Source organism: Klebsiella sp. OBRC7, from assembly GCF_000293135.1.
Classification (GTDB): domain Bacteria; phylum Pseudomonadota; class Gammaproteobacteria; order Enterobacterales; family Enterobacteriaceae; genus Klebsiella; species Klebsiella michiganensis.
The window spans coordinates 109970-134221 of sequence record NZ_ALNJ01000004.1 but is presented as its reverse complement, the minus strand read 5'-3'; the positions used below and the strand labels follow the sequence as shown (position 1 = coordinate 134221).

At 54.7% G+C, this 24252-nt stretch carries 22 protein-coding genes, 2 tRNA genes and 1 pseudogene; 10 read left to right on the top strand and 15 right to left on the bottom strand.

The features are described from left to right. Window positions 1-2 precede the first annotated feature (2 nt). The 13 genes from HMPREF1144_RS01625 to cydA all read right to left on the bottom strand — a co-directional run bounded on the left by HMPREF1144_RS01625 (window position 3) and on the right by cydA (window position 9473). A tRNA-Val gene (locus HMPREF1144_RS01625) sits at window positions 3-78 on the bottom strand. A 127-nt stretch (window positions 79-205) separates the two neighbouring features. Further along, a tRNA-Lys gene (locus HMPREF1144_RS01620) sits at window positions 206-281 on the bottom strand. A gap of 162 nt (window positions 282-443) precedes the next feature. Beyond that, window positions 444-1235: a cell division protein CpoB gene (gene cpoB / locus HMPREF1144_RS01615; protein ID WP_004848965.1), complete on the bottom strand. Its 792-nt coding sequence runs from the start codon at window positions 1233-1235 to the stop codon at window positions 444-446. Window positions 1236-1244: 9 nt separating this feature from the next. Beyond that, entirely contained in the window at window positions 1245-1769 is a 525-nt protein-coding gene (gene pal, locus HMPREF1144_RS01610; RefSeq protein ID WP_004100337.1) for a peptidoglycan-associated lipoprotein Pal, read from the bottom strand. A gap of 34 nt (window positions 1770-1803) precedes the next feature. Further along, window positions 1804-3096, bottom strand: a complete 1293-nt coding sequence (gene tolB, locus HMPREF1144_RS01605) for a Tol-Pal system beta propeller repeat protein TolB (protein WP_004133400.1) — start codon at window positions 3094-3096, stop codon at window positions 1804-1806. Between the two features lie 128 nt (window positions 3097-3224). Further along, window positions 3225-4550, bottom strand: a complete 1326-nt coding sequence (tolA, locus tag HMPREF1144_RS01600) for a cell envelope integrity protein TolA (protein WP_009651668.1) — start codon at window positions 4548-4550, stop codon at window positions 3225-3227. Between the two features lie 105 nt (window positions 4551-4655). After that, window positions 4656-5084 carry a colicin uptake protein TolR gene (gene tolR, locus HMPREF1144_RS01595; protein ID WP_004130580.1) on the bottom strand — a complete coding sequence of 143 codons (429 nt, stop codon included), beginning with the start codon at window positions 5082-5084 and terminating at the stop codon, window positions 4656-4658. 3 nt (window positions 5085-5087) lie between these two features. Next, a complete protein-coding gene (tolQ, locus tag HMPREF1144_RS01590; protein WP_004848958.1) occupies window positions 5088-5780 on the bottom strand; it encodes a Tol-Pal system protein TolQ in 693 nt (230 codons plus the stop codon). Beyond that, complete coding sequence (gene ybgC / locus HMPREF1144_RS01585; RefSeq protein ID WP_004100330.1) at window positions 5777-6181, bottom strand: tol-pal system-associated acyl-CoA thioesterase; 405 nt, start codon at window positions 6179-6181, stop codon at window positions 5777-5779. Before ybgC ends, tolQ begins: the two co-directional genes overlap by 4 nt. 149 nt (window positions 6182-6330) lie before the next feature. After that, on the bottom strand, window positions 6331-6621 hold the full coding sequence (gene ybgE / locus HMPREF1144_RS01580; protein ID WP_004100327.1) for a cyd operon protein YbgE: 291 nt from the start codon (window positions 6619-6621) through the stop codon (window positions 6331-6333). Then, window positions 6621-6734: a cytochrome bd-I oxidase subunit CydX gene (cydX, locus tag HMPREF1144_RS30830; RefSeq protein ID WP_004100325.1), complete on the bottom strand. Its 114-nt coding sequence runs from the start codon at window positions 6732-6734 to the stop codon at window positions 6621-6623. The genes ybgE and cydX overlap by 1 nt, the downstream gene beginning before the upstream one ends. A 15-nt stretch (window positions 6735-6749) precedes the next feature. Then, on the bottom strand, window positions 6750-7889 hold the full coding sequence (gene cydB, locus HMPREF1144_RS01575) for a cytochrome d ubiquinol oxidase subunit II (RefSeq protein WP_004848954.1): 1140 nt from the start codon (window positions 7887-7889) through the stop codon (window positions 6750-6752). A gap of 15 nt (window positions 7890-7904) precedes the next feature. Beyond that, entirely contained in the window at window positions 7905-9473 is a 1569-nt protein-coding gene (gene cydA / locus HMPREF1144_RS01570) for a cytochrome ubiquinol oxidase subunit I (protein ID WP_004130574.1), read from the bottom strand. A 1226-nt stretch (window positions 9474-10699) separates the two neighbouring features. Here cydA and glmS point away from each other — a divergent pair. The 10 genes and pseudogenes from glmS (at window position 10700) to cobO (ending at window position 21951) form a co-directional block, all read left to right on the top strand. Continuing rightward, window positions 10700-11149, top strand: a complete 450-nt coding sequence (gene glmS / locus HMPREF1144_RS01565) for a methylaspartate mutase subunit S (RefSeq protein ID WP_004848951.1) — start codon at window positions 10700-10702, stop codon at window positions 11147-11149. Next, entirely contained in the window at window positions 11149-12537 is a 1389-nt protein-coding gene (glmL, locus tag HMPREF1144_RS01560) for a methylaspartate mutase accessory protein GlmL (protein ID WP_009651660.1), read from the top strand. Before glmS ends, glmL begins: the two co-directional genes overlap by 1 nt. Before the next feature lie 16 nt (window positions 12538-12553). Next, on the top strand, window positions 12554-13999 hold the full coding sequence (locus HMPREF1144_RS01555) for a methylaspartate mutase subunit E (RefSeq protein WP_004848945.1): 1446 nt from the start codon (window positions 12554-12556) through the stop codon (window positions 13997-13999). Beyond that, window positions 13999-15240 (top strand): methylaspartate ammonia-lyase, encoded by a 1242-nt coding sequence (locus HMPREF1144_RS01550; protein WP_004848943.1) that lies wholly within the window; start codon window positions 13999-14001, stop codon window positions 15238-15240. Before HMPREF1144_RS01555 ends, HMPREF1144_RS01550 begins: the two co-directional genes overlap by 1 nt. 3 nt (window positions 15241-15243) lie before the next feature. After that, window positions 15244-16614, top strand: coding sequence for an acyclic terpene utilization AtuA family protein (locus HMPREF1144_RS01545; RefSeq protein ID WP_004848941.1), 1371 nt, complete (start codon window positions 15244-15246; stop codon window positions 16612-16614). Beyond that, window positions 16611-16928, top strand: coding sequence for a DUF4387 domain-containing protein (locus HMPREF1144_RS01540; protein WP_004848939.1), 318 nt, complete (start codon window positions 16611-16613; stop codon window positions 16926-16928). Before HMPREF1144_RS01545 ends, HMPREF1144_RS01540 begins: the two co-directional genes overlap by 4 nt. Before the next feature lie 363 nt (window positions 16929-17291). Beyond that, window positions 17292-18570 (top strand): annotated as a pseudogene (locus HMPREF1144_RS01530) (dicarboxylate/amino acid:cation symporter); the annotation flags it as partial. 103 nt (window positions 18571-18673) lie between these two features. Beyond that, entirely contained in the window at window positions 18674-19675 is a 1002-nt protein-coding gene (gene glsA / locus HMPREF1144_RS01525; protein ID WP_004848935.1) for a glutaminase A, read from the top strand. A gap of 11 nt (window positions 19676-19686) precedes the next feature. Then, window positions 19687-21339, top strand: a complete 1653-nt coding sequence (locus tag HMPREF1144_RS01520; RefSeq protein WP_009651652.1) for a class I fumarate hydratase — start codon at window positions 19687-19689, stop codon at window positions 21337-21339. Between the two features lie 9 nt (window positions 21340-21348). Continuing rightward, entirely contained in the window at window positions 21349-21951 is a 603-nt protein-coding gene (gene cobO, locus HMPREF1144_RS01515; protein ID WP_009651654.1) for a cob(I)yrinic acid a,c-diamide adenosyltransferase, read from the top strand. 182 nt (window positions 21952-22133) lie between these two features. Here cobO and HMPREF1144_RS01510 read toward each other — a convergent pair whose 3' ends face one another. Continuing rightward, on the bottom strand, window positions 22134-23036 hold the full coding sequence (locus HMPREF1144_RS01510; protein ID WP_004848928.1) for a LysR family transcriptional regulator: 903 nt from the start codon (window positions 23034-23036) through the stop codon (window positions 22134-22136). Between the two features lie 395 nt (window positions 23037-23431). Beyond that, window positions 23432-24202 (bottom strand): helix-turn-helix transcriptional regulator, encoded by a 771-nt coding sequence (locus tag HMPREF1144_RS01505; RefSeq protein ID WP_042926774.1) that lies wholly within the window; start codon window positions 24200-24202, stop codon window positions 23432-23434. Window positions 24203-24252 lie beyond the last annotated feature (50 nt).

The window sequence follows — 24252 nt, the reverse complement described above, 5'->3', positions numbered from 1 at the left end:
AGTGGTGGGTGATGACGGGATCGAACCGCCGACCCCCTCCTTGTAAGGGAGGTGCTCTCCCAGCTGAGCTAATCACCCGATACTGCGCTGGATACATCTTTTAACGGTGGGTCGTGCAGGATGACTCGGCTTCGCCTCGCCCAACGGGCCGTTGCTGACGCAACGTTATCCTTCACGTTTTACTATCGCGTTCCACCAGAACGATTGGTGGGTCGTGCAGGATTCGAACCTGCGACCAATTGATTAAAAGTCAACTGCTCTACCAACTGAGCTAACGACCCACTATTTTCGCCGCTTTGGGCTTGTTCGATATCCCTTGGCAACGGCGGCATATATTACTGATTTCAGAATTCAGCGCAACAACAATTTAGATAAAGATTGCTTAACTGCTTAGGATTCATGCGACAAGACCAGAAATGATGCGATTTCTGGTCATGCCATAATCATCCGAGTGCGTTAAGGCGTTTTTGCGCTTGTTTGGCCCCGTCGGTGCCAGGAAATTTACTGACCACCTGCTGGTAAACCGCCTTCGCTTTTGCGGTATCGCCTTTGTCCTGCATGATCACGCCGACTTTAAACATCGCGTCGGGCGCCTTCGGGGATTTAGGGTAGTTTTTCACCACGGAAGCGAAATAGTACGCCGCATCGTCCTTTTTACCCTTGTTGTAATTCAGCTGACCGAGCCAGTAGTTGGCGTTCGGCTGATACGTTGAATCGGGGTACTTTTTGACGAAGTTCTGGAAAGCCGCCATCGCATCGTCCTGGCGAGAGGGATCCTTCACCAGCGCGATAGCCGCATTGTAATCGGTATTGGCATCACCGGTCTGCGCCGGGGCGCCTGACGAGGCCGCTGGCGCCGTCCCGCTAGCCGCAGCGCCCTGATCGCCCGCTGACGTCTGGGTTTGCGCTCCCGCTGCGCCGCCACCGCTGCTCAGACCGTCGATCTGCAGCAGGATCTGCTTCTGGCGCTCAACAACCTGATTCAGCTGATACTGGCTTTCCTGAATTTGACCGCGCAGGGAATCAATATCGGACTGATTATCGGAGAGTTGTTGCTGGAGTTGAGTTAAAAGCTGGCTGTGCGCATTAGAAATACGCTCGAGTTGAGTGACGCGGTCTTCGACCGAGCCTGAGCCGACACTACTGATTGGCGCCTGAGCAAAAGCGGCCCAGGGGGCCGCTATGCCAACCAGTAACGACAGACTCAATAGATGATGTCTGAAGTTACTGCTCATGCAATTCTCTTAGTAAACCAGTACGGCGCGACGGTTTTTGGCGTAAGCCGCTTCGTCGTGGCCCAGTACTGCAGGTTTTTCTTTACCGTAAGAAACGATGGAGATCTGGTCAGCAGAAACACCTTTGCCCTGCAGATACATCTTAACGGCGTTAGCACGACGCTCACCCAGAGCGATGTTGTATTCCGGCGTACCACGCTCATCCGCATGACCTTCTACGGTCACTTTGTAGGACGGGTTGCTGCGCAGGAAGTTTGCGTGCGCGTCCAGCATTGCAGCGAAGTCAGAACGGATATCGTATTTGTCCAGATCGAAGTAAACGATATTGTTCTGCTGCAGCTGTTGCATCTGCAGACGAGCCTGCTCTTCGGAAGACATGTTGCCGCCGTTAGCGTTACCGTCCATACCAGTGCCGGCACCCAGCATGCCTTCACCGCTCTGGTCGTTGCTGGCGTTCTTGTTAGAAGAACACGCCGCGATTGCCATAACCGGCAGAGCGATCAACAGCCCTTTCAGCACTTTGTTCAGTTGCATTTCTTTGATTCCTTTAATAATCAATTATTTATTATCACAGATACGGCGACCAGGCAGGTGATTTTACCTGTCCATCAGTTGCCGGAAGACGCGCTTTGAAACGCCCATCTGTAGAAACCAGATTCAGCACGGATCCCATCCCCTGAGAAGAGCTGTAGATTACCATAGTGCCGTTAGGTGCCAGACTTGGCGTTTCATCTAAAAACGTTGATGACAGAACCTGCACACCACCCGCTTCCAGATCTTGTTTGGCAATGTGCTGCTGACCACCGGCCGAGCTTACCATTACCATAGTTTTACCATCAGCGCTCACGTCAGCGTCCTGGTTTTGTGAACCTTCCCAGGTAATACGCTGCGGCGTGCCGCCATTAATATTGACTTTATACACCTGCGGACGACCGGCCTGGTCGGAAGTAAAGGCCAGGTTCTGGCTATCCGGGAACCAGCTTGGTTCGGTGTTATTGCTGCGACCGTTGGTCACCTGACGAATCTGGCCAGATCCCAGGTCCATCACGTACAGGTTCAGGCTACCGGTTTTTGACAGAGCGAAAGCCAGTTTGCTGCCGTCCGGCGAGAACGCCGGCGCGCCGTTATGCTGCGGGAACGAAGCAATCTGACGAACGGAGCCGTTAGCCAGCGTCTGCACAACCAGCGCAGAGCGCCCGCTTTCAAAGGTCACGTAGGCCAGCTTCGCGCCGTCCGGAGACCATGCCGGAGACATCAGCGGCTGAGTTGAACGGTGAACGAGGAACTGATTGTAGCCATCGTAGTCGGACACGCGCAGCTCGTACGGGAACTGGCCGCCGTTGGTCTGTACCACGTAGGCGATACGGGTACGGAAGGCGCCCTTAATACCGGTCAGCTTCTCAAATACGGCGTCGCTGGCAGCATGCGCGGCATAGCGCAGATACTGTTTCGTGACTTTAAAGGAGTTCTGCGCAAGCACGGTACCCGGCGCGCCGCCGGTATCAACCAGCTGATAAGCCACGTTGTAGGAACCGTCAGGGTTTTGCGTCACCTGACCCACCACGACGGCGTCAACGCCCAGCGCAGACCATGCCGCCGGCTGCACTTCCTGAGCGCTACCCGGCTGCTGAGGCAGACGCGAGCGATCGAGCGGGTTAAACTTGCCGCTGTTGCGCAGGTCAGCCGCCACGATACCGCCCACATCTTCCGGCGCAGCACCCTGCCCCGCCCACTGGAACGGCACAACGCCGATTGGGCGTGCCGAGTCGACCCCTTGGGTAATCTCGATGCGTACTTCTGCGTGCAGCACTGCCGCCCACAGCATTAAAAAACCAAATGCTACTCGTAATGCCTGCTTCATCATATCTCCCTTATCCAGGCGAAAAGCCCACGATAATTTAGCAGAATGTTAACAAACTCAAATACACAAAACTACCAAAACCCTGGGCCTACCGACGTTTGTTTTCCCCGCATAAACGGGGAAAACTATCACTGAGGTTTGAAGTCCAGTGGCGCATTTTTGAATGTTTCATAAACAGCCTGCGACGGCGGTTTAGGGAACTTCGTCATCCGGCTCGTTGCCGCCAGCATTTGCTGACAGAACGCCGGATCGCCGCCTTCCGATTTCACACTTAACAGCGTTCCATCCTGAGCCAGATTCACACGTAAAGTACAGGTTTTCCCCTTGTAGGTATCCCAGTCATAGAGATGACCTTTAATCGCAGCCTGCACCTGTGAAATATAGCTGTTAATCTCAGCCTGGGATGCCCCACCCTGCCCCTGCTTACTTCCTTTAGCAGGAGACGACCCCCCAGCGCTACCGCTGGTATTACCTTTCGGCGCATTCTTACCGGAGCTCAGGTCGCCGAGCAGATCGTCCACGCCGTTGGCCTCTTTGGCCGCAGCGGCTTTCTTCGCGGCTGCTGCCTTAGCGGCGGCGGCTTTCGCCGCTTTGTCTGCGGCGGCCTTCTCTGCTGCTGCCGCTTTGGCTGCCGCGGCTTTCTCGGCGGCGGCTTTTTCCGCTGCGGCGGCTTTCTCGGCTGCCGCTTTCTCAGCAGCGGCTTTCTGCGCGGCGGCTTTTTCTGCCGCTTTTTCGGCGGCAGCTTTTTCAGCAGCGGCCTGTTTCGCCGCTTCCTGCTGCGCTTTTTTCTCTGCCTGCTGCTGCGCTTTCTTCTCGGCGTCCTGCTGAGCTTTCTTCGCCGCATCGGCTTCGGCTTTTTTCTGTGCGTCCGCGGCCGCTTTCGCAGCTTCCGCTTCCGCCTGTTTCTTCGCATCCGCCGCCGCTTTCGCCGCGGCCGCTTCGGCAGCTTTCGCCTGCGCATCGGCCTTCGCTTTTGCATCAGCGGCGGCTTTGGCGGCAGCTTCCTGCGCCTCTTTCGCCTGTGCGTCCGCTTTGGCTTTGGCCGCTGCGGCGGCTTTCGCCGCGGCTTCTTCCGCCTGTTTCTGCTGTTCTTTCGCCTCTTTAGCCGCTTCCTGCGCCTGTAGACGATCCTGTTCCAGCTGTTTCAGCCGTTCCTGCTCGGCGGCCTGTTTTTCACGTAGCTCTTCCGCCTGCTGCTGAGCCTGCTTTTCACGCTGCTCGGCGGCGCGGCGGGCGCTGGCCTGCTGCTGCTGTTGGCGGTCATAATTCTTCACAACCGCCCCCGGATCGACCATTACCGCATCGATAGAGGAACCTCCGCCACCCCCGGCAGAAGCATCCAGATGCTCGTCAAACGAACTCCAGATCAGCAGCGCTATTAATACGATGTGCAGCGCGACTGATATTATGATCGCTCGTTTAAGCTTGTCGTTTTGTTCGGTTGCCTTTGACACTATCGGTTCCCAAAAACTGTTCGCCTGTTCCCGTTATATGACGTCGGCCACGAGACGCTGTTATCCCAAAGCCGACGTGCTGACGGGCGTGCATATTGCGAGCGATTAGATCGGCTTGGTCATCAAGCCAACCGATTTAACCCCTGCGCTGTGCAACAGGTTAAGCGCTTTAATAATCTCATCGTATGGCACCTCTTTAGCACCGCCGATCAGGAACACCGTTTTCTCATTCGCCTCAAGTCGACGCCTGGCTTCCGCAATAACCTGTTCCGGCGGCAGCTGCGATAACGTTTCCGGACCAACTTTCACGCTGTACTGCCCGACGCCGGAGACTTCAACGATCACCGGCGGCTCATCGTTGCTTTTCACCGCCTGCGACTCCGTTGCGTCCGGTAGGTCGACCTCTACGCTCTGCGTAATGATCGGCGCTGTCGCCATAAAGATCAGCAACAGCACCAACAGAACATCCAGCAGCGGAACGATGTTGATCTCGGACTTCAGTTCGCGACGTCCGCGTCCACGTGCTCTGGCCATGGCTTACCCCTTATTGCTTTCGCTGCTGGTAAACGCCTGACGGTGCAGAATGGCGGTGAACTCTTCCATAAAGTTGTCGTAGTTCAGCTCAAGTTTGTTCACGCGCTGGTTCAGACGGTTATAGGCCATAACCGCCGGGATAGCGGCAAAAAGACCGATAGCCGTCGCGATGAGCGCTTCTGCGATACCCGGCGCGACCATTTGCAGCGTCGCTTGTTTTACCGCGCCCAGCGCGATAAAGGCATGCATGATCCCCCATACGGTACCAAACAGACCGATATATGGGCTGATAGAACCCACCGTACCGAGGAACGGGATGTGGGTTTCCAGGGTTTCCAGCTCGCGGTTCATCGAAATACGCATAGCGCGCGACGCCCCTTCGACAATCGCTTCCGGCGCATGGCTGTTCGCACGATGCAGACGCGCAAACTCTTTGAAGCCGCTGTAGAAGATTTGTTCCGAACCGGTCAGATTATCGCGACGACCCTGGCTTTCCTGGTACAAACGAGAAAGCTCGATACCGGACCAGAACTTATCTTCAAACGCTTCGGCCTCACGTGACGCCGCATTGAGTATACGCGTTCTCTGAATAATGATGGCCCAGGAGGCGATGGAAAAACAAACTAAAATCAACATGATAAGTTTAACCAGAAGGCTCGCCTTCAGGAACAAATCAAGGATATTCATCTCAGTCACTGCTTAAACTCCGCGACAATAGACTTGGGAAGCGCACGAGGCTTCATTAAGAGTGGATCAACGCACACGATAAGAACCTCAGCTTCATTCAAAACGACGTTCTCGGCGTTGACGATTCGCTGCGTGAAAACCAGGGTAGCTCCTCGCATTGAGGTAATCTCCGTCTGGATTTCGAGCATGTCGTCGAGTCTGGCGGGCGCAAAATACTCCAGCGTCATTTTGCGAACCACAAAGGCAACTCGTTCAGCCAGCAAAACCTGTTGGCTGAAGTGATGATGGCGCAGCATCTCTGTGCGTGCTCTTTCATAGAAAGCGACGTAGCTGGCGTGGTAAACCACACCACCGGCGTCGGTGTCTTCGTAATAGACCCGAACCGGCCATCGAAACAGCGTTGTATTCACTTTACATCCCGGTAATGCAACAAAAGGTTAGTGCTTTCAAACTTCGCTACTATACGCGCGGGAATCGTGGTTTGGAATGGGGGAAAGTAAACGAGGAGTAAATTTTTATGGGCTTATGCAAGCCCATATGGTTAACAGAGATTTCTTATTCAAAAGAAGAAAAAAAACAGGCCCAAAACGAGCACAATATCAGCGATAAGCGGACAAAAAATTCCCTGCCAGTGAATGGCGCGCGGGCGGAAACCCACGCCGTGGATAACGCCGGTACAAACCGCCCACATCAGCAGGAAGCCGTGCCAGATTTCCAGCTCGCTGGTTTTGGCCGCAAAGCGCGACGGATCCCAGAAGATGCAGCCCGCTAGCGCCAGCGCCATCAATAAGGAAAGCGCCCTTAACGGGCGCTTGTCCATTATCGCGTAAAGAGTCGCGATAATACTCATCAGTGTTCTTCTTTACCTGCTTTGGTGGCTTCCACGTGCTCAAGCGCCAGCGCGGTAATCACCCCAAAAGCACAGGCAAGAAGCGTTCCCAAAATCCATGCGAAATACCACATATATAGCTCCTTACCTTAATACAGCGAGTGGGTGTTCTTTTCGATGTCTTCGCGAGTGATGCGACCGAACATTTTCCAGTAACACCAGGCGGTGTAGGCCAGAATAATCGGTACGAAGACAATCGCCACGTAAGTCATCAGGTTCAGCGTCAGCTGGCTGGAGGTCGCATCCCACATGGTCAGGCTCGCGTTCATCGCCGTGCTTGATGGCATAATGAACGGGAACATGGCGATACCGGCAGTCAGAATGATGCACGCCAGCGTCAGCGAGGAGAACAGAAACGCCCATGCGCCTTTATCCGCTTTTGTCGAGATGACGGTCAGCAGCGGCAGCGCCACGCCCAGGGCAGGAATCGCCCACAGCGCCGGCATGTTATTAAAGTTCACCATCCACGCGCCGGCTTCACGCGCGACTTCTTTGGTCAGCGGGTTAGACGGGCCGGTATGATCCATCACCGATTTCACCACATAACCGTCGATACCGTAGTAGACCCAAACGCCCGCCAGCGCGAAGCAAACCAGCGTCACCAGCGCCGCTACCGTAGACACGGAGCGGGTGCGCAGGTGCAGTTCACCCACGGTACGCATCTGCAGGTAGGTCGCGCCCTGCGTCAGGATCATCGCCACGCTGACAATACCGGCCAGCAGGCCAAACGGATTCAGCAGCTGGAAGAAGTTACCGGTGTAGTACAGGCGCAGATATTCATCAACGTGGAACGGAACGCCCTGCAGCAGGTTGCCGAACGCCACGCCAATCACCAGCGGCGGCACGAAGCTGCCAACGAAGATGCCCCAGTCCCACATGTTGCGCCAGCGGTTGTCCTCAATCTTCGAGCGGTAGTCGAAACCCACCGGGCGGAAGAATAAAGACGCCAGCACCAGGATCATGGCCACATAGAAGCCGGAAAACGCGGCGGCGTAGACCATCGGCCAGGCGGCAAACAGCGCGCCGCCGGCGGTGATCAGCCACACCTGGTTTCCATCCCAGTGCGGGGCAATGGCGTTGATCATAATTCGACGCTCGGTGTCGTTACGACCGAGGAAACGGGTGAGCATCCCCACCCCCATGTCGAAGCCATCGGCGACAGCAAAACCAATGAGCAGAATGCCAATCAGCAGCCACCAGATAAAACGCAATACTTCATAATCGATCATTTGACGACTCCTGTCTTAGCGTGCCGACTGAATAGCCGCAGAGGACTGTTCAAAGTGATAGCGACCGGTTTTCAGGCTGCTTGGTCCTTTACGGGCAAACTTGAACATGAGGAACAGTTCAGCCACCAGGAACAGCGTGTACAGGCCACAAATCAGCACCATAGAGAAGATCAGGTCGCCCGCGGTCAGCGACGAGTTCGCGACGGCCGTCGGCAGCACCTCACCGATAGCCCACGGCTGACGGCCATATTCGGCGACAAACCAGCCCGATTCAACGGCAATCCACGGCAGCGGCAGGCCATAGAACGCGGCGCGCAGCAGCCATTTTTTCTCACCGATGCGGTTGCGAATCACGCTCCAGAAGGAGGCGCCGATAATCAACAGCATCAGCACGCCGCACGCTACCATGATACGGAAGGCGAAGTAGAGCGGCGCCACGGCAGGAATAGAGTCCTTGGTCGCCAGCGCAATCTGCTCTTCCGTCGCGTCAGAGACGTTGTCGGTATAGCGTTTCAGCAGCAGACCGTAGCCCAGATCTTTCTTCACGTCGTTAAAGCGATCGCGCACGGCCTGGTCGGTTGAACCGGCACGCAGCTGTTCCAGCAGCGCGTAAGCTTTCATCCCGTTACGGATACGCTCTTCGTGCTGAACCATGAGGTCTTTCAGGCCGGTAACCTGTTTATCCACGGAGCGAGTCGCAATGATGCCCAGCGCGTAAGGAATTTGAATCGCGAAGCGGTTCTCCTGCGCCTTCTGATCGGGAATACCAAACAGGGTAAAGGCCGCCGGAGCAGGCTGAGTTTCCCATTCAGCTTCGATAGCCGCCAGTTTGGTTTTCTGCACGTCGCCCATTTCGTAGCCGGATTCATCACCGAGAACGATAACGGAGAGAATCGCCGCCATACCGAAGCTGGCTGCGATAGCGAAGGAGCGCTTGGCAAAAGCGAAGTCGCGGCCTTTGAGCATATACCAGGAGCTGATGGCAAGAATGAACATCGCGCCGGTCACATAGCCTGACGCCACGGTATGAACGAACTTAACCTGAGCAACCGGGTTCAGGACCAGCTCAGAGAAGCTGACCATCTCCATACGCATGGTTTCAAAGTTGAAGTCCGACGCAATCGGGTTCTGCATCCAGCCGTTAGCGACGAGGATCCACAGCGCCGACAGGTTGGAGCCCAGCGCCACCAGCCAGGTCACGGCCATGTGCTGAACTTTGCCCAGACGATCCCAACCGAAGAAGAACAGACCGACAAAGGTAGATTCGAGGAAGAAGGCCATCAAACCTTCAATGGCCAGCGGCGCACCGAAGATATCGCCCACATAGTGAGAGTAGTAAGACCAGTTAGTCCCGAACTGGAACTCCATGGTCAGACCGGTTGCCACACCCAGCGCGAAGTTGATACCAAACAACTTGCCCCAGAACTTGGTCATATCTTTATAAATCTGTTTGCCGGAAAGGACGTAGACCGTTTCCATGATGGCCAGCAGGAACGCCATACCTAGCGTCAGCGGCACAAACAGGAAGTGGTACATCGCGGTCAAGGCAAACTGTAAGCGCGACAGTTCGACTATATCTAACATCATGACTCCTTGCTCATCGCATGAAGACTCCGAGAGTGAACCCCGTTAGAAAGGGTCACACGCATGCCCCAATACAAATTTATTTGCTTCTTCTCGCCACGCCCGTTTTCTCTTTCAAGAAAGCGGAAGCACTGAAAAGTTACAAACATGTTAACAAAACACCCAAATTGATCCCGTGATTATATTACGCTGCAAAACCCTTACAATAAATAGGTTTTTATTGTGATAAATTTGCAGTTTTCGACAGCGATCAATTTATAGCGAAAATACCAGATTTCGGTCAATTTGATCCGCGACAATTTAACTCCTTTTCGCGTTCTTTTCCAAGTTTTAAACATTGATTTAAATCAATTTTCATTTTAAATGTTAATTATGTATACCGTGTACCTCACAGGTAAACAGCAGGTTAATAATATGTTTTTCAAGAGTATCATCGGTTACTGAAAATGATAGTCCATTTATTTCGCCGCGGAGGGGAATTTAATGGGCTGAGCGCTGACCGCGTAAATGTGGCTATCAATCGATAATGCCGGGTAGCTCACAGATTTTTTTTATCAAGTTAACGCCATAAATTTTTTCCTTATTAGATTTATCATTGCGTTTACTTTCAATTAACACAGGTGCGTAACTATCTCATTATCAAGTAAATGCGGCGTACATTCTCTTTCTCGCCGTTTTGTGACGCAACGCACCCTGCTCTTTATGCAGCAGACTTTCCCCCTGCGCTTTTATCCACGCCGGACAGCACCGCTCCTGCCCTACCCTGTTCTTCAACAAAAATGAAATATTAAATAAACAAATCACCATTTTATATCTTTATTCTAACAAACCCGCCTTGGCGCATATAAAAAACAGCACATAAATTCCGTTACTATGCTCACAGAAAAATTTAAAGAATTGTATTTGCCGCTTATTATCAAAGGCAAAATAAACGCAAAATATGAAATAAGACCTTGCTCACAAACATCGCAATCTATTTATTAAAAAGATCTAAACAGAAATAACCCCAGACAATAAAAAAACCAACAACACCATGATACAAAACGATTTTTTAAAGAAAAATCAAAAACAAGACTTTTTTGAAAGATATTCTGAAAATAGATCAATTGCTTCACCCCTTCGAACCACAGACACTCCAGCCCTATTAACAGGCGGCCATCATCAACGCTGCAAATATTAGAAAGTCGTTTTTATTTTTATACCATCAGCCTTACAGAGGATTACCCATGAAGAAATCAACACTTGTTATTGGCGTCATTGGTGCTGACTGCCATGCAGTAGGCAACAAAGTCCTGGACCGCGTTTTTACTGCCCATGATTTTCGCGTAATCAATCTGGGGGTGATGGTCAGTCAGGATGAATATATCGATGCCGCTATCGAAACCGGCGCGGACGCCATCGTTGTGTCGTCTATTTACGGCCACGGCGATATCGACTGCCTGGGACTGCGCGAACGCTGCATTGAACGCGGTATCGGCGATATTCTTCTTTACGTTGGCGGCAACCTGGTGGTCGGTAAGCATGATTTTGCCGACGTCGAGGCCAAATTCAAAGAGATGGGCTTCAATCGCGTCTTTGCCCCTAGCCACGATCTGGAAGACGTCTGCAGGCTGATGGCAAACGATATCAACCAGCGCCACGGCGTTGAACAGCAGTGTCTGGAAGAGGCTATCTGATGCAAACCGTCTCTGTCGATATCGGCTCGACGTGGACCAAAGCGGCCCTCTTCGCACAGGAGGGGGATGAGCTGACGCTGGTAAACCACGTTCTGACCCCGACCACTACCCATCACCTGGCGGAAGGCTTTTTTGCCAGCCTGAACCGGGTGCTTAACGTTGCCGATGCGCGCCCGTTGCTGCACCGCGGTGACGTCACGCTGAAATACTCTTCATCGGCAAAAGGCGGTCTTGCCGTTGCCGCGATGGGTCTGGTGCCGTCCATCACCCTGGAATCAGCAAAAGTCACCGCCCACTCGGCGGGGGCCAAAATCGCCCAATACTACGCCTACAAACTTAACCGCCACGATATCCAGGCGCTGGAAGCCACGCCGCCGGATATCCTGCTGTTTACCGGCGGAACCGACGGCGGCGAGGAGAGCTACGGCCTGGCCAACGCCCATGCGCTGGCGGAGTCAACGCTCGACTGCGCCATTATCTATGCCGGAAACCGGGATATTCAGGACGAGGTTCAGGCCATCCTAGGCCACAAAGATTTGACCACGGTAGACAACATTCTGCCCGATCTCGATCACCCTAATCCCTACGCTGCCCGCAGGGCGATTTGCGATGTCTTCTTATCCCGAATCGTCAAAGGTAAAGGGTTGGACGTGATTGTCGCGGAAACCGGCGAAGAGCCGATGCCAACGCCGTGGACCGTCTACGAGCTGGTAAAAACCATCAGCCATTACGACAGCGCGTGGAAAGAGTTCATGCTGATCGATATGGGCGGCGCCACCACCGACGTCTACTCCGCCAGCGCCAACACGCTCTCTCCGGATACCGTTCTGCACGGGGTTCCGGAACCGTTTGTTAAACGTACGGTAGAAGGCGATCTCGGCATGCGCGTTTCAGCTGTCGTGGTCGGTGAAAGTACTCAGGAGCTGGTGAACGTGGTATTTGCCCACCAGCCGCAGCGCCAGGAGGCCTTTTACCGCTACCTGCACCATCTGGTCGCTCAGCCGGATTATCTGCCGCTCAACGAGGAAGAAAAATATTTCGACACCGTGCTGGCCGGGCTGTGCGTCGGCTACGCCAGCGAACGCCACGCGGGCACCAAAAAGCAGGTCTGCACCTGCGTGGGCAACGTCGATTTACAGATGGGCCGCGATCTGACGCCCGTGCGTAAAGTCGTCGGTTCTGGCGGATGGCTCTCCCGCGCCAGCGGCTTCGACATCCACCGCTGGCTGAAATACCGCGAACTGGATGACGACGGCAGACGTATTCTTCTGCCAACCCGGTTTGATTATTACCGCGATGCAAAAGGCCTGCTTCCGCTGCTGGCAAACGTTGCCAGGCTCTACCCCGAGCTCGCCGCTCGCACCAGCATTCACTGTTTAACCCTATAAATGAAGGCAGCTACGAATGGAACTTCGAAATAAAAAATTAACCCACGACGAATTCATGACCGAGCGGCATCAGGTATTGCAGACCTGGCATACCGGCAAGGACGTTGAGCACTTCGAAGATGGCGTGAAGTACCAGCAAACCATTCCTGAGAAAAAACGCTTTTCTCACGCTCTGCTTAAGGCCGACCAGGAAGGTAAAACCCTGAGCCAGCCGCGCGCGGGCGTGGCGCTGATGGATGAACATATTGCGCTGCTCAAAACCCTGCAGGAAGAGTGCGATCTGCTGCCCAGCACCATCGATGCCTATACCCGCCTCAACCGTTACGAAGAAGCGGCGGTCGGCATACAGAAATCCATCGAGGCGGGGACCTCCAAACTGAATGGTTTGCCGGTGGTTAACCATGGCGTCGCCGCCTGCCGCCGGATGACCGAAGCGCTGGAAAAACCGGTCCAGGTACGTCACGGTACGCCAGACGCGCGCCTGCTGGCGGAAATCTCCATGGCCAGCGGCTTTACCAGCTACGAAGGCGGCGGTATCTCTTACAACATTCCCTACGCCAAGCGCGTCACCCTGGAGAAGTCGATTCGCGACTGGCAGTACTGCGACCGCCTGATGGGCCTGTATGAAGAGCACGGCATTCGTATTAACCGCGAACCGTTCGGCCCGCTGACCGGCACCCTGATCCCACCGTTTATGTCCCACGCGGTGGCCATTATCGAAGGTCTGCTGGCGCTGGAACAGGGCGTCAAGTCAATCACCGTCGGCTACGGCCAGGTCGGCAGCCTCACCCAGGACATCGCGGCGATTAAATCTCTTCGCGAACTCTCCCACGAATACTTTGGCAATTACGGATTCGACGATTATGAGCTGAGTACCGTCTTCCACCAGTGGATGGGCGGCTTTCCGGAAGATGAATCAAAAGCCTTTGCCATTATCTCATGGGGCGCGGCGGTAGCCGGGATGTCCGGTGCCACCAAAGTGATCACCAAGAGCCCGCATGAAGCGTTCGGTATTCCCACCGCGGCGGCCAACGCGCAGGGGCTGAGGGCATCCCGCCAGATGCTCAATATGGTCAGCGATCAGAAGTTCCCGCCCTGCGCCGCGGTTGAGCAGGAAGTGGAGCTGATAAAAAGCGAGGTTCGCGCGGTGCTGAAGAAAGTGTTCGAGCTGGGCAACGGCGATATCGCCCGCGGTACGGTGCTGGCCTTTGAAGCGGGCGTCCTGGACGTGCCTTTTGCCCCCGCATCCTGCAACGCGGGCAAAATTTTACCGGTTCGCGACAATGCCGGCGCCATTCGCGTGCTTGAAGCCGGCGCGGTTCCGCTGCCGAAGGACATCCTCGCCCTGCACCACGATTACGTCGCTGAACGTGCGCATTTTGAAGGACGCAAACCCTCATTCCAGATGGTTGTTGATGACATCAACGCGGTATCCCACAGTAAATTAATAGGAAGACCATAATGAAAATTAAACAGGCCCTTTTCACCGCTGGCTACTCTTCATTCTATTTTGACGATCAGCAGGCGATTAAAAACGGCGCGGGTCATGATGGGTTCATTTATACCGGTGCTCCGGTAACGCCAGGCTTCACCTCGGTACGCCAGGCGGGTGAATGCGTATCCGTCCAGCTGATTCTGGAAAACGGCGCGGTGGCGGTCGGTGACTGTGCCGCCGTACAGTACTCCGGTGCGGGCGGCCGCGACCCGCTGTTCCTGGCGGAGAACTTTATCCCGTTCCTCAACGATCATATCAAACCGCTGCTGGAGGGCCGCGATGTCGATACCTTCCTGCCGAACGCCCGCTTTTTCGACAAGCTGCGCATCGACGGTCATCTGCTGCATACCGCCGTCCGCTACGGTCTTTCCCAGGCGCTGCTCGACGCCACCGCGCTGGCCAGCGGCCGCCTGAAGGCGGAGGTAGTTTGCGACGAATGGCAGCTGCCCTGCATACCGGAAGCGATTCCGTTATTTGGTCAGAGCGGCGACGACCGCTATATCGCCGTGGACAAAATGATCCTCAAAGGCGTTGACGTCCTGCCCCATGCGCTGATTAACAATGTCGAAGAGAAGCTGGGTCTGAAAGGGGAAAAACTGCGTGAGTATGTCCGCTGGCTATCCGACCGCATCTTAAGCCTGCGCACCAGCCCCCGCTATCGCCCCACGCTGCATATCGACGTATACGGCACCATCGGCCTGATTTTCGATATGGATCCGGTTCGCTGCGCCGACTATATCGCCAGCCTGGAGAAAGAGGCGCAGGGCCTGCCGCTCTATATAGAAGGCCCGGTGGATGCGGGTAATAAACCGGACCAGATCCGTATGCTCACGGCCATTACCAAAGAGCTGACCCGCCTCGGTTCCGGCGTAAAAATTGTCGCCGACGAGTGGTGTAACACCTACCAGGACATCGTTGACTTTACCGATGCCGGCAGCTGCCACATGGTGCAGATCAAAACCCCGGATCTCGGCGGCATTCATAACATCGTGGACGCGGTGCTGTACTGCAACAAACACGCGATGGAAGCCTATCAGGGCGGTACCTGTAACGAAACCGAGATCAGCGCCCGCACCTGCGTTCACGTCGCGCTGGCCGCGCGTCCGATGCGCATGCTGATCAAGCCGGGGATGGGCTTCGACGAAGGTCTCAACATCGTGTTTAACGAAATGAACCGCACCATCGCGCTGTTGCAGGCTAAGGATTAAGAGATGGCTCGTACCTTTAAAATCTTATCGCCGACGGCAATCCTCGGCTACGGCTTCCCGGAAGAGAGCTTTCGTAAAGCCATGGAGGAGTCGCCGGATCTGATTGCCGTTGACGCCGGTTCATCCGATCCCGGCCCCCACTACCTGGGGGCAGGCAAACCCTTTACCGACCGGGCCGGGGTGAAACGCGATCTGCGCTATATGATCGTCGCCGGCGTGAAAAACAATATCCCGGTGGTGATCGGCACCGCCGGAGGATCCGGCGCCGCGCCGCATCTGGAGTGGTGCCGGCAGATTATCCATGAGATTGCGCAGGAAGAAAAACTGTCGTTCTCCATGGCGCTGATCCCGTCTGATGTCGATAAAGCCATCGTTCATCAGGCGCTGGATAACGGCAAAATCACCGCCCTGGACTTTGTGCCTGAACTGACCCACGAAGCCATTGAAGAGAGTACCTATATCGTCGCCCAGATGGGGATCGAACCCTTTCAGCGGGCGCTGGCCGCCGGCGCCCAGGTGGTGCTTGGGGGACGGGCGTACGATCCGGCCTGCTTCGCGGCGCTGCCGATTATGCAGGGATTTGATGAGGGGCTCGCCCTGCACTGCGGCAAGATCCTCGAATGCGCGGCCATTGCCGCCACGCCGGGCTCCGGTTCCGACTGCGCCATGGGGATTATCGACGACAGCGGCTTTACGCTGAAAGCGTTTAATCCAAAGCGTAAGTTTACCGAAACCTCTGCGGCGGCGCATACGCTGTACGAGAAGTCCGATCCGTATTTCCTGCCCGGTCCGGGCGGCGTGCTGAACCTGAAAGGATGCACCTTCAAAGCCGTCAACGAAGGCGAGGTTTACGTCAGCGGTTCTCGTCATGAAGCGACGCCATACGCGTTGAAGCTGGAAGGCGCGCGGCGGGTCGGCTTCCGCTGCCTGACCATTGCCGGAACGCGCGATCCGATCATGATTGCCGGAATCGATAATATTCTTGAAGAGGTACAGACCAGCGTCGCACGCAACCTCTCCCTGAACGATGACAGCATCCGCATGACCTTCCATCTGTATGGAAAGAACGGCGTGATGGGCAATCACGAACCGATGAAAACCGCCGGGCACGAACTGGGCATCTTGCTTGATGTCGTTGCGCCAACCCAGGATATCGCCAACAGCGTCTGTTCGCTGGTGCGCTCTACCCTGCTGCACTACGGCTATGAAAACCGCATTGCCACCGCGGGCAACCTCGCCTTCCCGTTCTCGCCTTCCGATATTCAGAGCGGCCCGGTGTATGAGTTCTCAATCTATCACCTGATCGAAGCCAGCGACGCGCTGCGCTTTGACTTCCATATCGAACAGGTGACGCCAGAAGGAGTTCAGGCATGAAACAATCCCTATGTTCACTGGCGCAGGTGATCCGCTCCAAAAACGCCGGACCGTATGAACTGGTTTTAGATATTTTATTTAAAACCCGGGAAGATTATCAGCGGGTCAAACGTTCTGAGCAATTAACCCCGCAGCTTATTGCTGGTTTATATAACGTAAAGCCTGATTTTATTCATCGCATTATCTGGTTCGATCCGGCCAACGCGGTAAAAATTGTCATGCCGCGGGATATTATTTCCGGCAACGTCGGGGACAATGATGTTTATGGCGCTCAGCAGCATGCGCCGCTATTAAGTATTGAGTTCGATTTCTAATTCTATATCCAATGGATTTCGAGTTGCATTGAGACGGCAACTGAGAGACAAATTCGTCAGGAACGAATTTGAACAGCCGGAGGCTGCCTTCGGTGAGGGACATGGATGTCCCTCATTCATCCCCAGGAGCGTACATCCGTACGTGACTGGGGTGAACAAAGGCAGCCAACAAAAATGCAGCTTGAAAGACGACGGATATAAAAATACAACAACATCCATTGGTATACAGGATTTCGCTGTATCACTGTATTCCAGACAATTTATGCGGTTGGTCACCACAGGCGTACGTCTGCGCTGCTACCTGGCGCAGGCGTACGCCGCCCTACACCACTTCACGACTAACCCTGTTCCGATGGAGTAAATATGAAAAAAATAAGTTTAACCAAAATGATCATATTAGGCCTGATACTCGGCATGATTGCCGGGGTGATCATTAATAATATGGCATCAGCAGATACAGCAAAATCCTATGCTCAGGATATTTCCATTTTTACCACTATATTTTTACGCCTGGTAAAAATGATTATCGCCCCGCTGGTAATATCAACGCTGGTGGTCGGCATCGCCAAAATGGGCGATGCGAAAACGCTCGGGCGTATATTCTCTAAAACCTTTTTCCTGTTTATTTGCGCCTCACTGCTGTCGATTGCGCTGGGTCTGGTGATCGTCAATCTGTTCCAGCCAGGCGCGGGCATCAACTTTGTCCCCCACGATGCCGGAGCCGTGGCCGCCGTTCAGTCCGAACCCTTCACCCTGAAAGTGTTTATCTCGCACGCGGTACCCACCAGCATCGTTGATGCGATGGCGCGCAACGAAATTCTGCAAATCGTGGTGTTCTCCATTTTCCTCGGCTGCAGCCTGGCGGCGATCGGCGAAAAAGCCGAGCCCATTGTGAAGGTGCTCGATTCGCTGGTCCACGTGATGCTGAAGCTAACGGGATACGTCATGCTGTTCGCGCCGCTGACCGTTTTCGCCGCCATCTCCGGGCTGATTGCCGAACGCGGTCTGGGCGTGATGGTCAGCGCCGGGATCTTTATGGGCGAGTTCTACCTGACGCTGGGCATGCTATGGGCGATCCTCATTGGCCTGTCGACGGTGATTGTCGGCCCGTGCATCAGCCGTCTGACCAAAGCGATCCTCGAGCCCGCGCTGCTGGCTTTCACCACATCCAGCTCAGAAGCCGCTTTCCCTGGCACCCTCGATAAGCTGGAAAAATTCGGCGTCTCTTCAAAAATCGCCAGCTTCGTCCTGCCCATCGGTTACTCCTTTAACCTGGTCGGCTCCATGGCCTACTGCTCGTTCGCCACGGTGTTTATCGCCCAGGCCTGTAACGTCCACCTCAGCATGGGCGAGCAGATCACCATGCTGCTGATCCTGATGCTGACCTCCAAAGGGATGGCGGGCGTTCCGCGCGCCTCAATGGTGGTTATCGCCGCGACGCTGAACCAGTTCAACATTCCGGAAGCGGGCCTGATCCTGCTGATGGGCGTCGACCCGTTCCTCGATATGGGTCGCTCCGCCACCAACGTGATGAGTAATGCCATGGGCGCCGCCATCGTTGGCCGTTGGGAAGGCGAGCATTACGGAGAAGGCTGCCGCGGCACCGCCCCGGTCAAAAAACCGGAGCAGGAGCGCCCTGCCAGCGAAACGTCCGAAGTGGCGATGTCCTGACAGCAAAATGGCTATGAGCCCCAGGCCGGATACGTCCGGCCCGGTTCCCTCCAATCATCCCAACGGGACACACCATGAACGTGAAATTTCTTGGCACCTGCATCTTAACCGCCAGCTTACTGTTTAGCGCCGCCGCGCAGGCGCAAAGCGCGCCGGACTACGCCAGCATCATCGAGCAGGCGCATCAGAAATATAAGAGTAACCACGACGGTAAAGTCGCCGACTATATCCCTGCCCTGGCGAGCTATAGCCCGAATAATTTCGCCATTACGCTCGCGACGGTCGAAGGCAAAATTTACCAGACCGGCGACGTGACAAAAGCCTTTCCGATGGAATCATTAAGTAAAGTTTTCACCCTGGCGCTGGCGATGGAGCAGCGCGGGCCGCAGGAGGTGCTGGATAAACTCGGCGCGAACGCGACCGGCCTGCCCTTCAATTCCGGCTTAGCCGTGGAGCTCACGCAAGGCGCGCCGGAGAACCCGTTGGTTAACGCCGGCGCCATGAGCACCGTGAGCCTGATTGCGGCGAAAGACAAAACCGACCGCTGGAACAACATTCTCAACAACCTCAGCGCCTGGGCCGACAGCTCCCTGAGCGTTAACGAGCCGGTATTTCAATCCGAAATGGAGACCAACCAGCATAACCAGGCGCTGGCGATGCTGATGAATTCATACCGCAGCTTTTATGGCGACCCTCAGGAAGCCGTCGAAATCTATACCCGCCAGTGTTCGGTGGATATCACCGTTGAGCAGCTCGCCAAAATGGGGGCCGTACTCGCCAATAAGGGCAAGTCGCCGTTCAACGGCAAGCAGTTGCTTAATGAACGTTACGTCCCGCAGGTGCTGGCGGAAATGGCGATTGCCGGACTGTATGACGGCAGCGGCAAATGGCTCTACACCGTCGGTATCCCGGCGAAATCGGGGGTTGCCGGCGGAATGGTCGCCGTCGTTCCCGGGCAATACGCTATCGCCGTCTACTCCCCTCCGCTGGATGCAGCCGGTAACAGCGTCCGCGCCCAGCAGACCATCGAGTATGTCGCACATGCGACGCAGGCCAATCTCTTTATAGCGAAATAGTGAGAAGTAAAATGTCGAAACCCTTTGTCTGGCAGGAACTTTTTGTTCAGAGTAACGATAGTACCGAATATGAACTGCTAACGAATCAACATGTTAAAGTGACAGAGTTAGATGGAGAAGAGGTTATTAAGGTTGCGCCCGATGCGTTAACATTGCTGGCTCAGCAGGCATTTTATGAGGCTTCATTTTTCCTGCGCGCCGGGCATTTAAAGCAGATCGCCAGCATCCTGCACGACCCGCAGGCCAGCGGTAACGATAAATACGTTGCGCTACAGCTGCTGCGCAACGCCGAAGTCTCGGCAAAAGGCGTGCTGCCAAACTGCCAGGATACCGGGACCGCCACCATCGTCGCGAGCAAAGGCCAGAACGTCTGGACCGGCGGTAACGACGCTGAAGCTCTGAGTCAGGGCATCTACACCACCTTTCAGGAAAACAATTTACGCTATTCGCAAAATGCCCCCCTTGATATGTATACCGAGGTCAACACCCAGACCAACCTGCCCGCGCAGATTGATATCAGCGCGGTGCCGGGCAGTGAATACCGCTTCCTCTTCGTCAATAAAGGCGGCGGTTCGGCCAACAAAGCGGCGCTATTTCAGGAAACAAAATCTATTCTGCAGCCGGAAAAACTCACCGCCTTTCTGATTGAAAAAATGAAGGCGCTGGGCACCGCCGCCTGCCCGCCGTACCACATCGCCTTTGTCGTGGGGGGCCTGTCGGCGGACCAGGCGTTGAAGGTGGCGAAGCTGGCTTCGACAAAATATTACGACAATCTGCCCACCAGCGGAAACGAACTGGGCCAGGCGTTTCGCGATACGTCGCTGGAAGCGGCGCTGCTCAAAGCCAGCCGCGAGTTCGGCATCGGCGCACAGTTTGGCGGCAAATACTTCGCCCACGACATTCGCGTGATTCGCCTGCCGCGGCACGGCGGCTCCTGCCCTATCGCAATGGCGCTTTCCTGCTCCGCCGACCGAAACATCAAAGCCAAAATCAACAAACACGGCATCTGGCTGGAGAAGCTGGAACATAACCCGGGCAAGTTTATCCCTGATTCTCAGCGCATAGAAAACGTGGCGCAGACCGTCCAGCTCAATCTGAACCGGCCGCTGCGCGACATCCTCCACGACCTGTCAGCCCTGCCCGTGGGCACCCGGCTGTCGCTGAGCGGTCCGATTGTCGTCGCCCGCGACATCGCCCATGCCAAAATCAAAGCGCGTCTGGATAACGGCGAACCGATGCCGGAGTACATGCGCAATCATATTGTTTACTACGCAGGCCCGGCGAAAACGCCGAATAATCTGGCCTGCGGCTCGCTCGGCCCCACCACCGGCGGACGCATGGATGGGTATGTTGACGCTTTCCAGGAAGCGGGCGGCAGTCTGATCATGCTTTCCAAAGGCAACCGTAGCCAGCAGGTGACCGAGGCCTGCCATAAACACGGCGGCTTTAATCTCGGCAGCATCGGCGGCGCGGCGGCCCTGCTGGCGCAGCAGTATGTGAAAAGTTTGCGCTGCCTGGAGTATCCGGAGCTGGGCATGGAAGCGGTATGGATGATGGAAGTCGAAAATCTGCCCGCGTTTGTGCTGGTTGACGACAAAGGCAACAACTTCTTTAGCCAGTTCGAGCAGCAGCACCGCTGCGCCACCTGTCCGGCAGGACACTAAGGAGCATTTATGCACGCGCGAGGCAATCCCGACCGCCATCGTCAGCGCCAGCAGAAGCTGAAAACGCAGGTTGCCACCCGCGTGGCGGCGGCAACGGAGCAAAAAGGCATTCTGATCGTCTTCACCGGCAACGGCAAAGGTAAATCCACCGCCGCCTTCGGTACGGCAACGCGCGCCGTCGGCCACGGTAAGCGCGTCGGTGCTGCCCAGTTCATTAAAGGCCAGTGGGATAATGGAGAGTACAACACGCTGCATCCGCTCGGCGTTGAGTTCCACATTATGGGCACCGGCTTTACCTGGGAAACGCAAAACCGGGAGGCCGATATCGAGGCGGCGTCGGCCGTATGGCAGGAGAGCAAGCGCATGCTGGCCGACCCGAGCTACGATCTGGTGGTGCTGGATGAACTCACCTATATGCTGGCGTATCACTATCTGGATACTCAGGAAGTGATCGCGGCGATAGAGAATCGTCCGCCGCGGCAGAACGTGATTGTCACCGGCCGCGGCTGCCACGCCCGGCTGCTGGAGCTTGCCGATACGGTTAGTGAGCTGCGGCCGGTGAAGCACGCCTTTGACAGCGGTGTTCAGGCGCAGGTGGGAATCGACTGGTAGTTTTACCCGGCTCGCGCTGCGCTTAGCCGGGCTACGGGTTCACAGCGTTCTGCGGGCCAGTAGCCCGGACAGATGCGCAGCATCGCCTCCGGGAAACTCAGCCACTCTGCGCTATGCTCCCGGGGGCGGCGCTCGACGCGCCTTGCCCGGGCTACGGGCTCACAGTTCTCTGCAAAGCGCCGTCAGGCAGCCGAGACCACCGATTTTTGCAGCAGCCACTCGCGGAATACCTGTAAATGACGGGATTCCGCTTTATCCTCCTGCCACGTCATAATGAAGCGGTTGCCGGTGCGAATCGGCACATCGCAGGGGATCACCATCTCACCGCTATCCAGGTCATGCTGAATGGCAAAACGCGGCAGCAGCGCCACCCCCAGGTTAGAACGCACCGCCGCAATCAGCATTGAGAGCAGGTCAAAACGCGGACCGATGTTGATCTGCGGGCTGGTGATATTCGACAGCGCAAACCACTCCTGCCAGCCGTGAATTCGCGTGCTTTGATGCAGCAGCGGAAACTCGCCCAGCAGCTCCTCGACCGCCAGCTTCTGCCCGGGTTCGGACAGCAGCCCGCAGCCGCACACCGGCAGAATTTCCTCTTCGAACAGATACTCAACCTCCGCCCACGGCGAGCAAAAATCCTCGCGCATAATGGCGGCATCGTACTCGCGGCTAAGAAAATCGCCAATATTAGCCAGCGAATGAATATTAACGATAATGCCCGGATGTAATTTATTAAACTCGCGCAGGTTGGGGATCAGCCAGTGGGTGCTAAAGGTAGGATTGACGGCCAGCTCAAGCACCTGCACCGTCGGTTGCCATGTCATAATGGAGTTGGTATCACGTTCCAGTTTGTTAAGCGTTTCCTTAACGATAGTCAAATAATGCTTGCCAGCCGCATTTAAAAAAATCCTTTTTTTAGCATGATTAAATAATGACGTATGGAGGAAATCCTCCAGCGCCGTGACCTGTCGGAACACGGCGCTTTGTGTTAAAGCCAACTCTTCCGCTGCTCGAGTATAACTTTCGTGGCGAGCCACAACCTCAAAGGTCACCAGTAATTCAGTTTTGGGGATTTTTCCTCTCATAACGTCTTCCATTTACGGCGTGCAAAAAATTGTTTAATAGATAAAAAAAGCGCGCAAGGACATCAGATTAGCCCCGGGTGTTATATTTTATTTTACCTTCAGATGTCATTGATCTATTCCATGATTAATGCACACTGCTATCGATCAAATAATAACCAATAATACCCAGGCACTACAATAAACACAATTTAAACAATGTGATTGCCATGCAAATAACAGCAATAAGTTGTCAATATTTTTTCACATTAACTTGTTTATTTGCGAAGTCAGTCAATGAGACGGTGAAATTTAATTGCCCGCTGGTGAGCATAAATGAAAATTTTTCCGCGATCGGCCACACATTATGAGCGCTCCAGGAAAAATCTGTATTAACGATAAAACGGCGGCTAATCGACTTACCGTGAAGCGGCTGCGAGATGCCGATCGCGGAACGACTGCGGGCTGGTGCGATGAGCGGCGCGAAACACCCGACAAAAGTAGCTGGTTTGCGCAAACTGAAGCTTACGCGCTACGCTGTCTACCGAATATGACGGATCGCCAAGCAGTTCTCCGGCACGCTGCATTTTGCGCTGATTAACCCAGACTTTAAAATTCACCCCCTGGCGTTTTTTAAAAAAACGACTAAAATAATTTGCGCTTAAACAAACGTGAGCAGCGACGGTCTCTAAAGACAGCTCACCATATAAATTTTCATCAATATAGCGCAATGCCGACAGCAGTTTTATTTCATACGACGATTTTTGCGAATAATAAAACTCTCTCTTATGCCGCAACGGTTTATCGTCCACTTCCCTGTTTTCTGTAATCGCAGACATATTATTAACGATAAAATGCAGTAATCTTATCGCCGCCGCCCGATGCTGGTTGTCGGTCGCGTTATGATGGTCGCAAATAATATAACCGGATAATGTATTGTTCTGAATCAGCGGTAAGGCAAAGAAATTTAACCCACCATAGCCAGCAGGTAATCGATTGTCATTCGCCTCAATCACCGTGGTCTCCAGCCCGGTAGCCCGCGAAAAAAGCGCTGCCAGCGAACTAAAGCCCTCCCATTGTTCATGCCTTTTCTTTCGCACCACATTATTCCCCACAGCCTTTTGCAAGCACTTAATATGCAAAATAGCGCGGATAAAAAGGATGATGCCGGACGCAAAAAATAATCTCATTTGCGCAGATGAATATGATTAAACGGCATGAAATCGCGGGCGAAAACGGC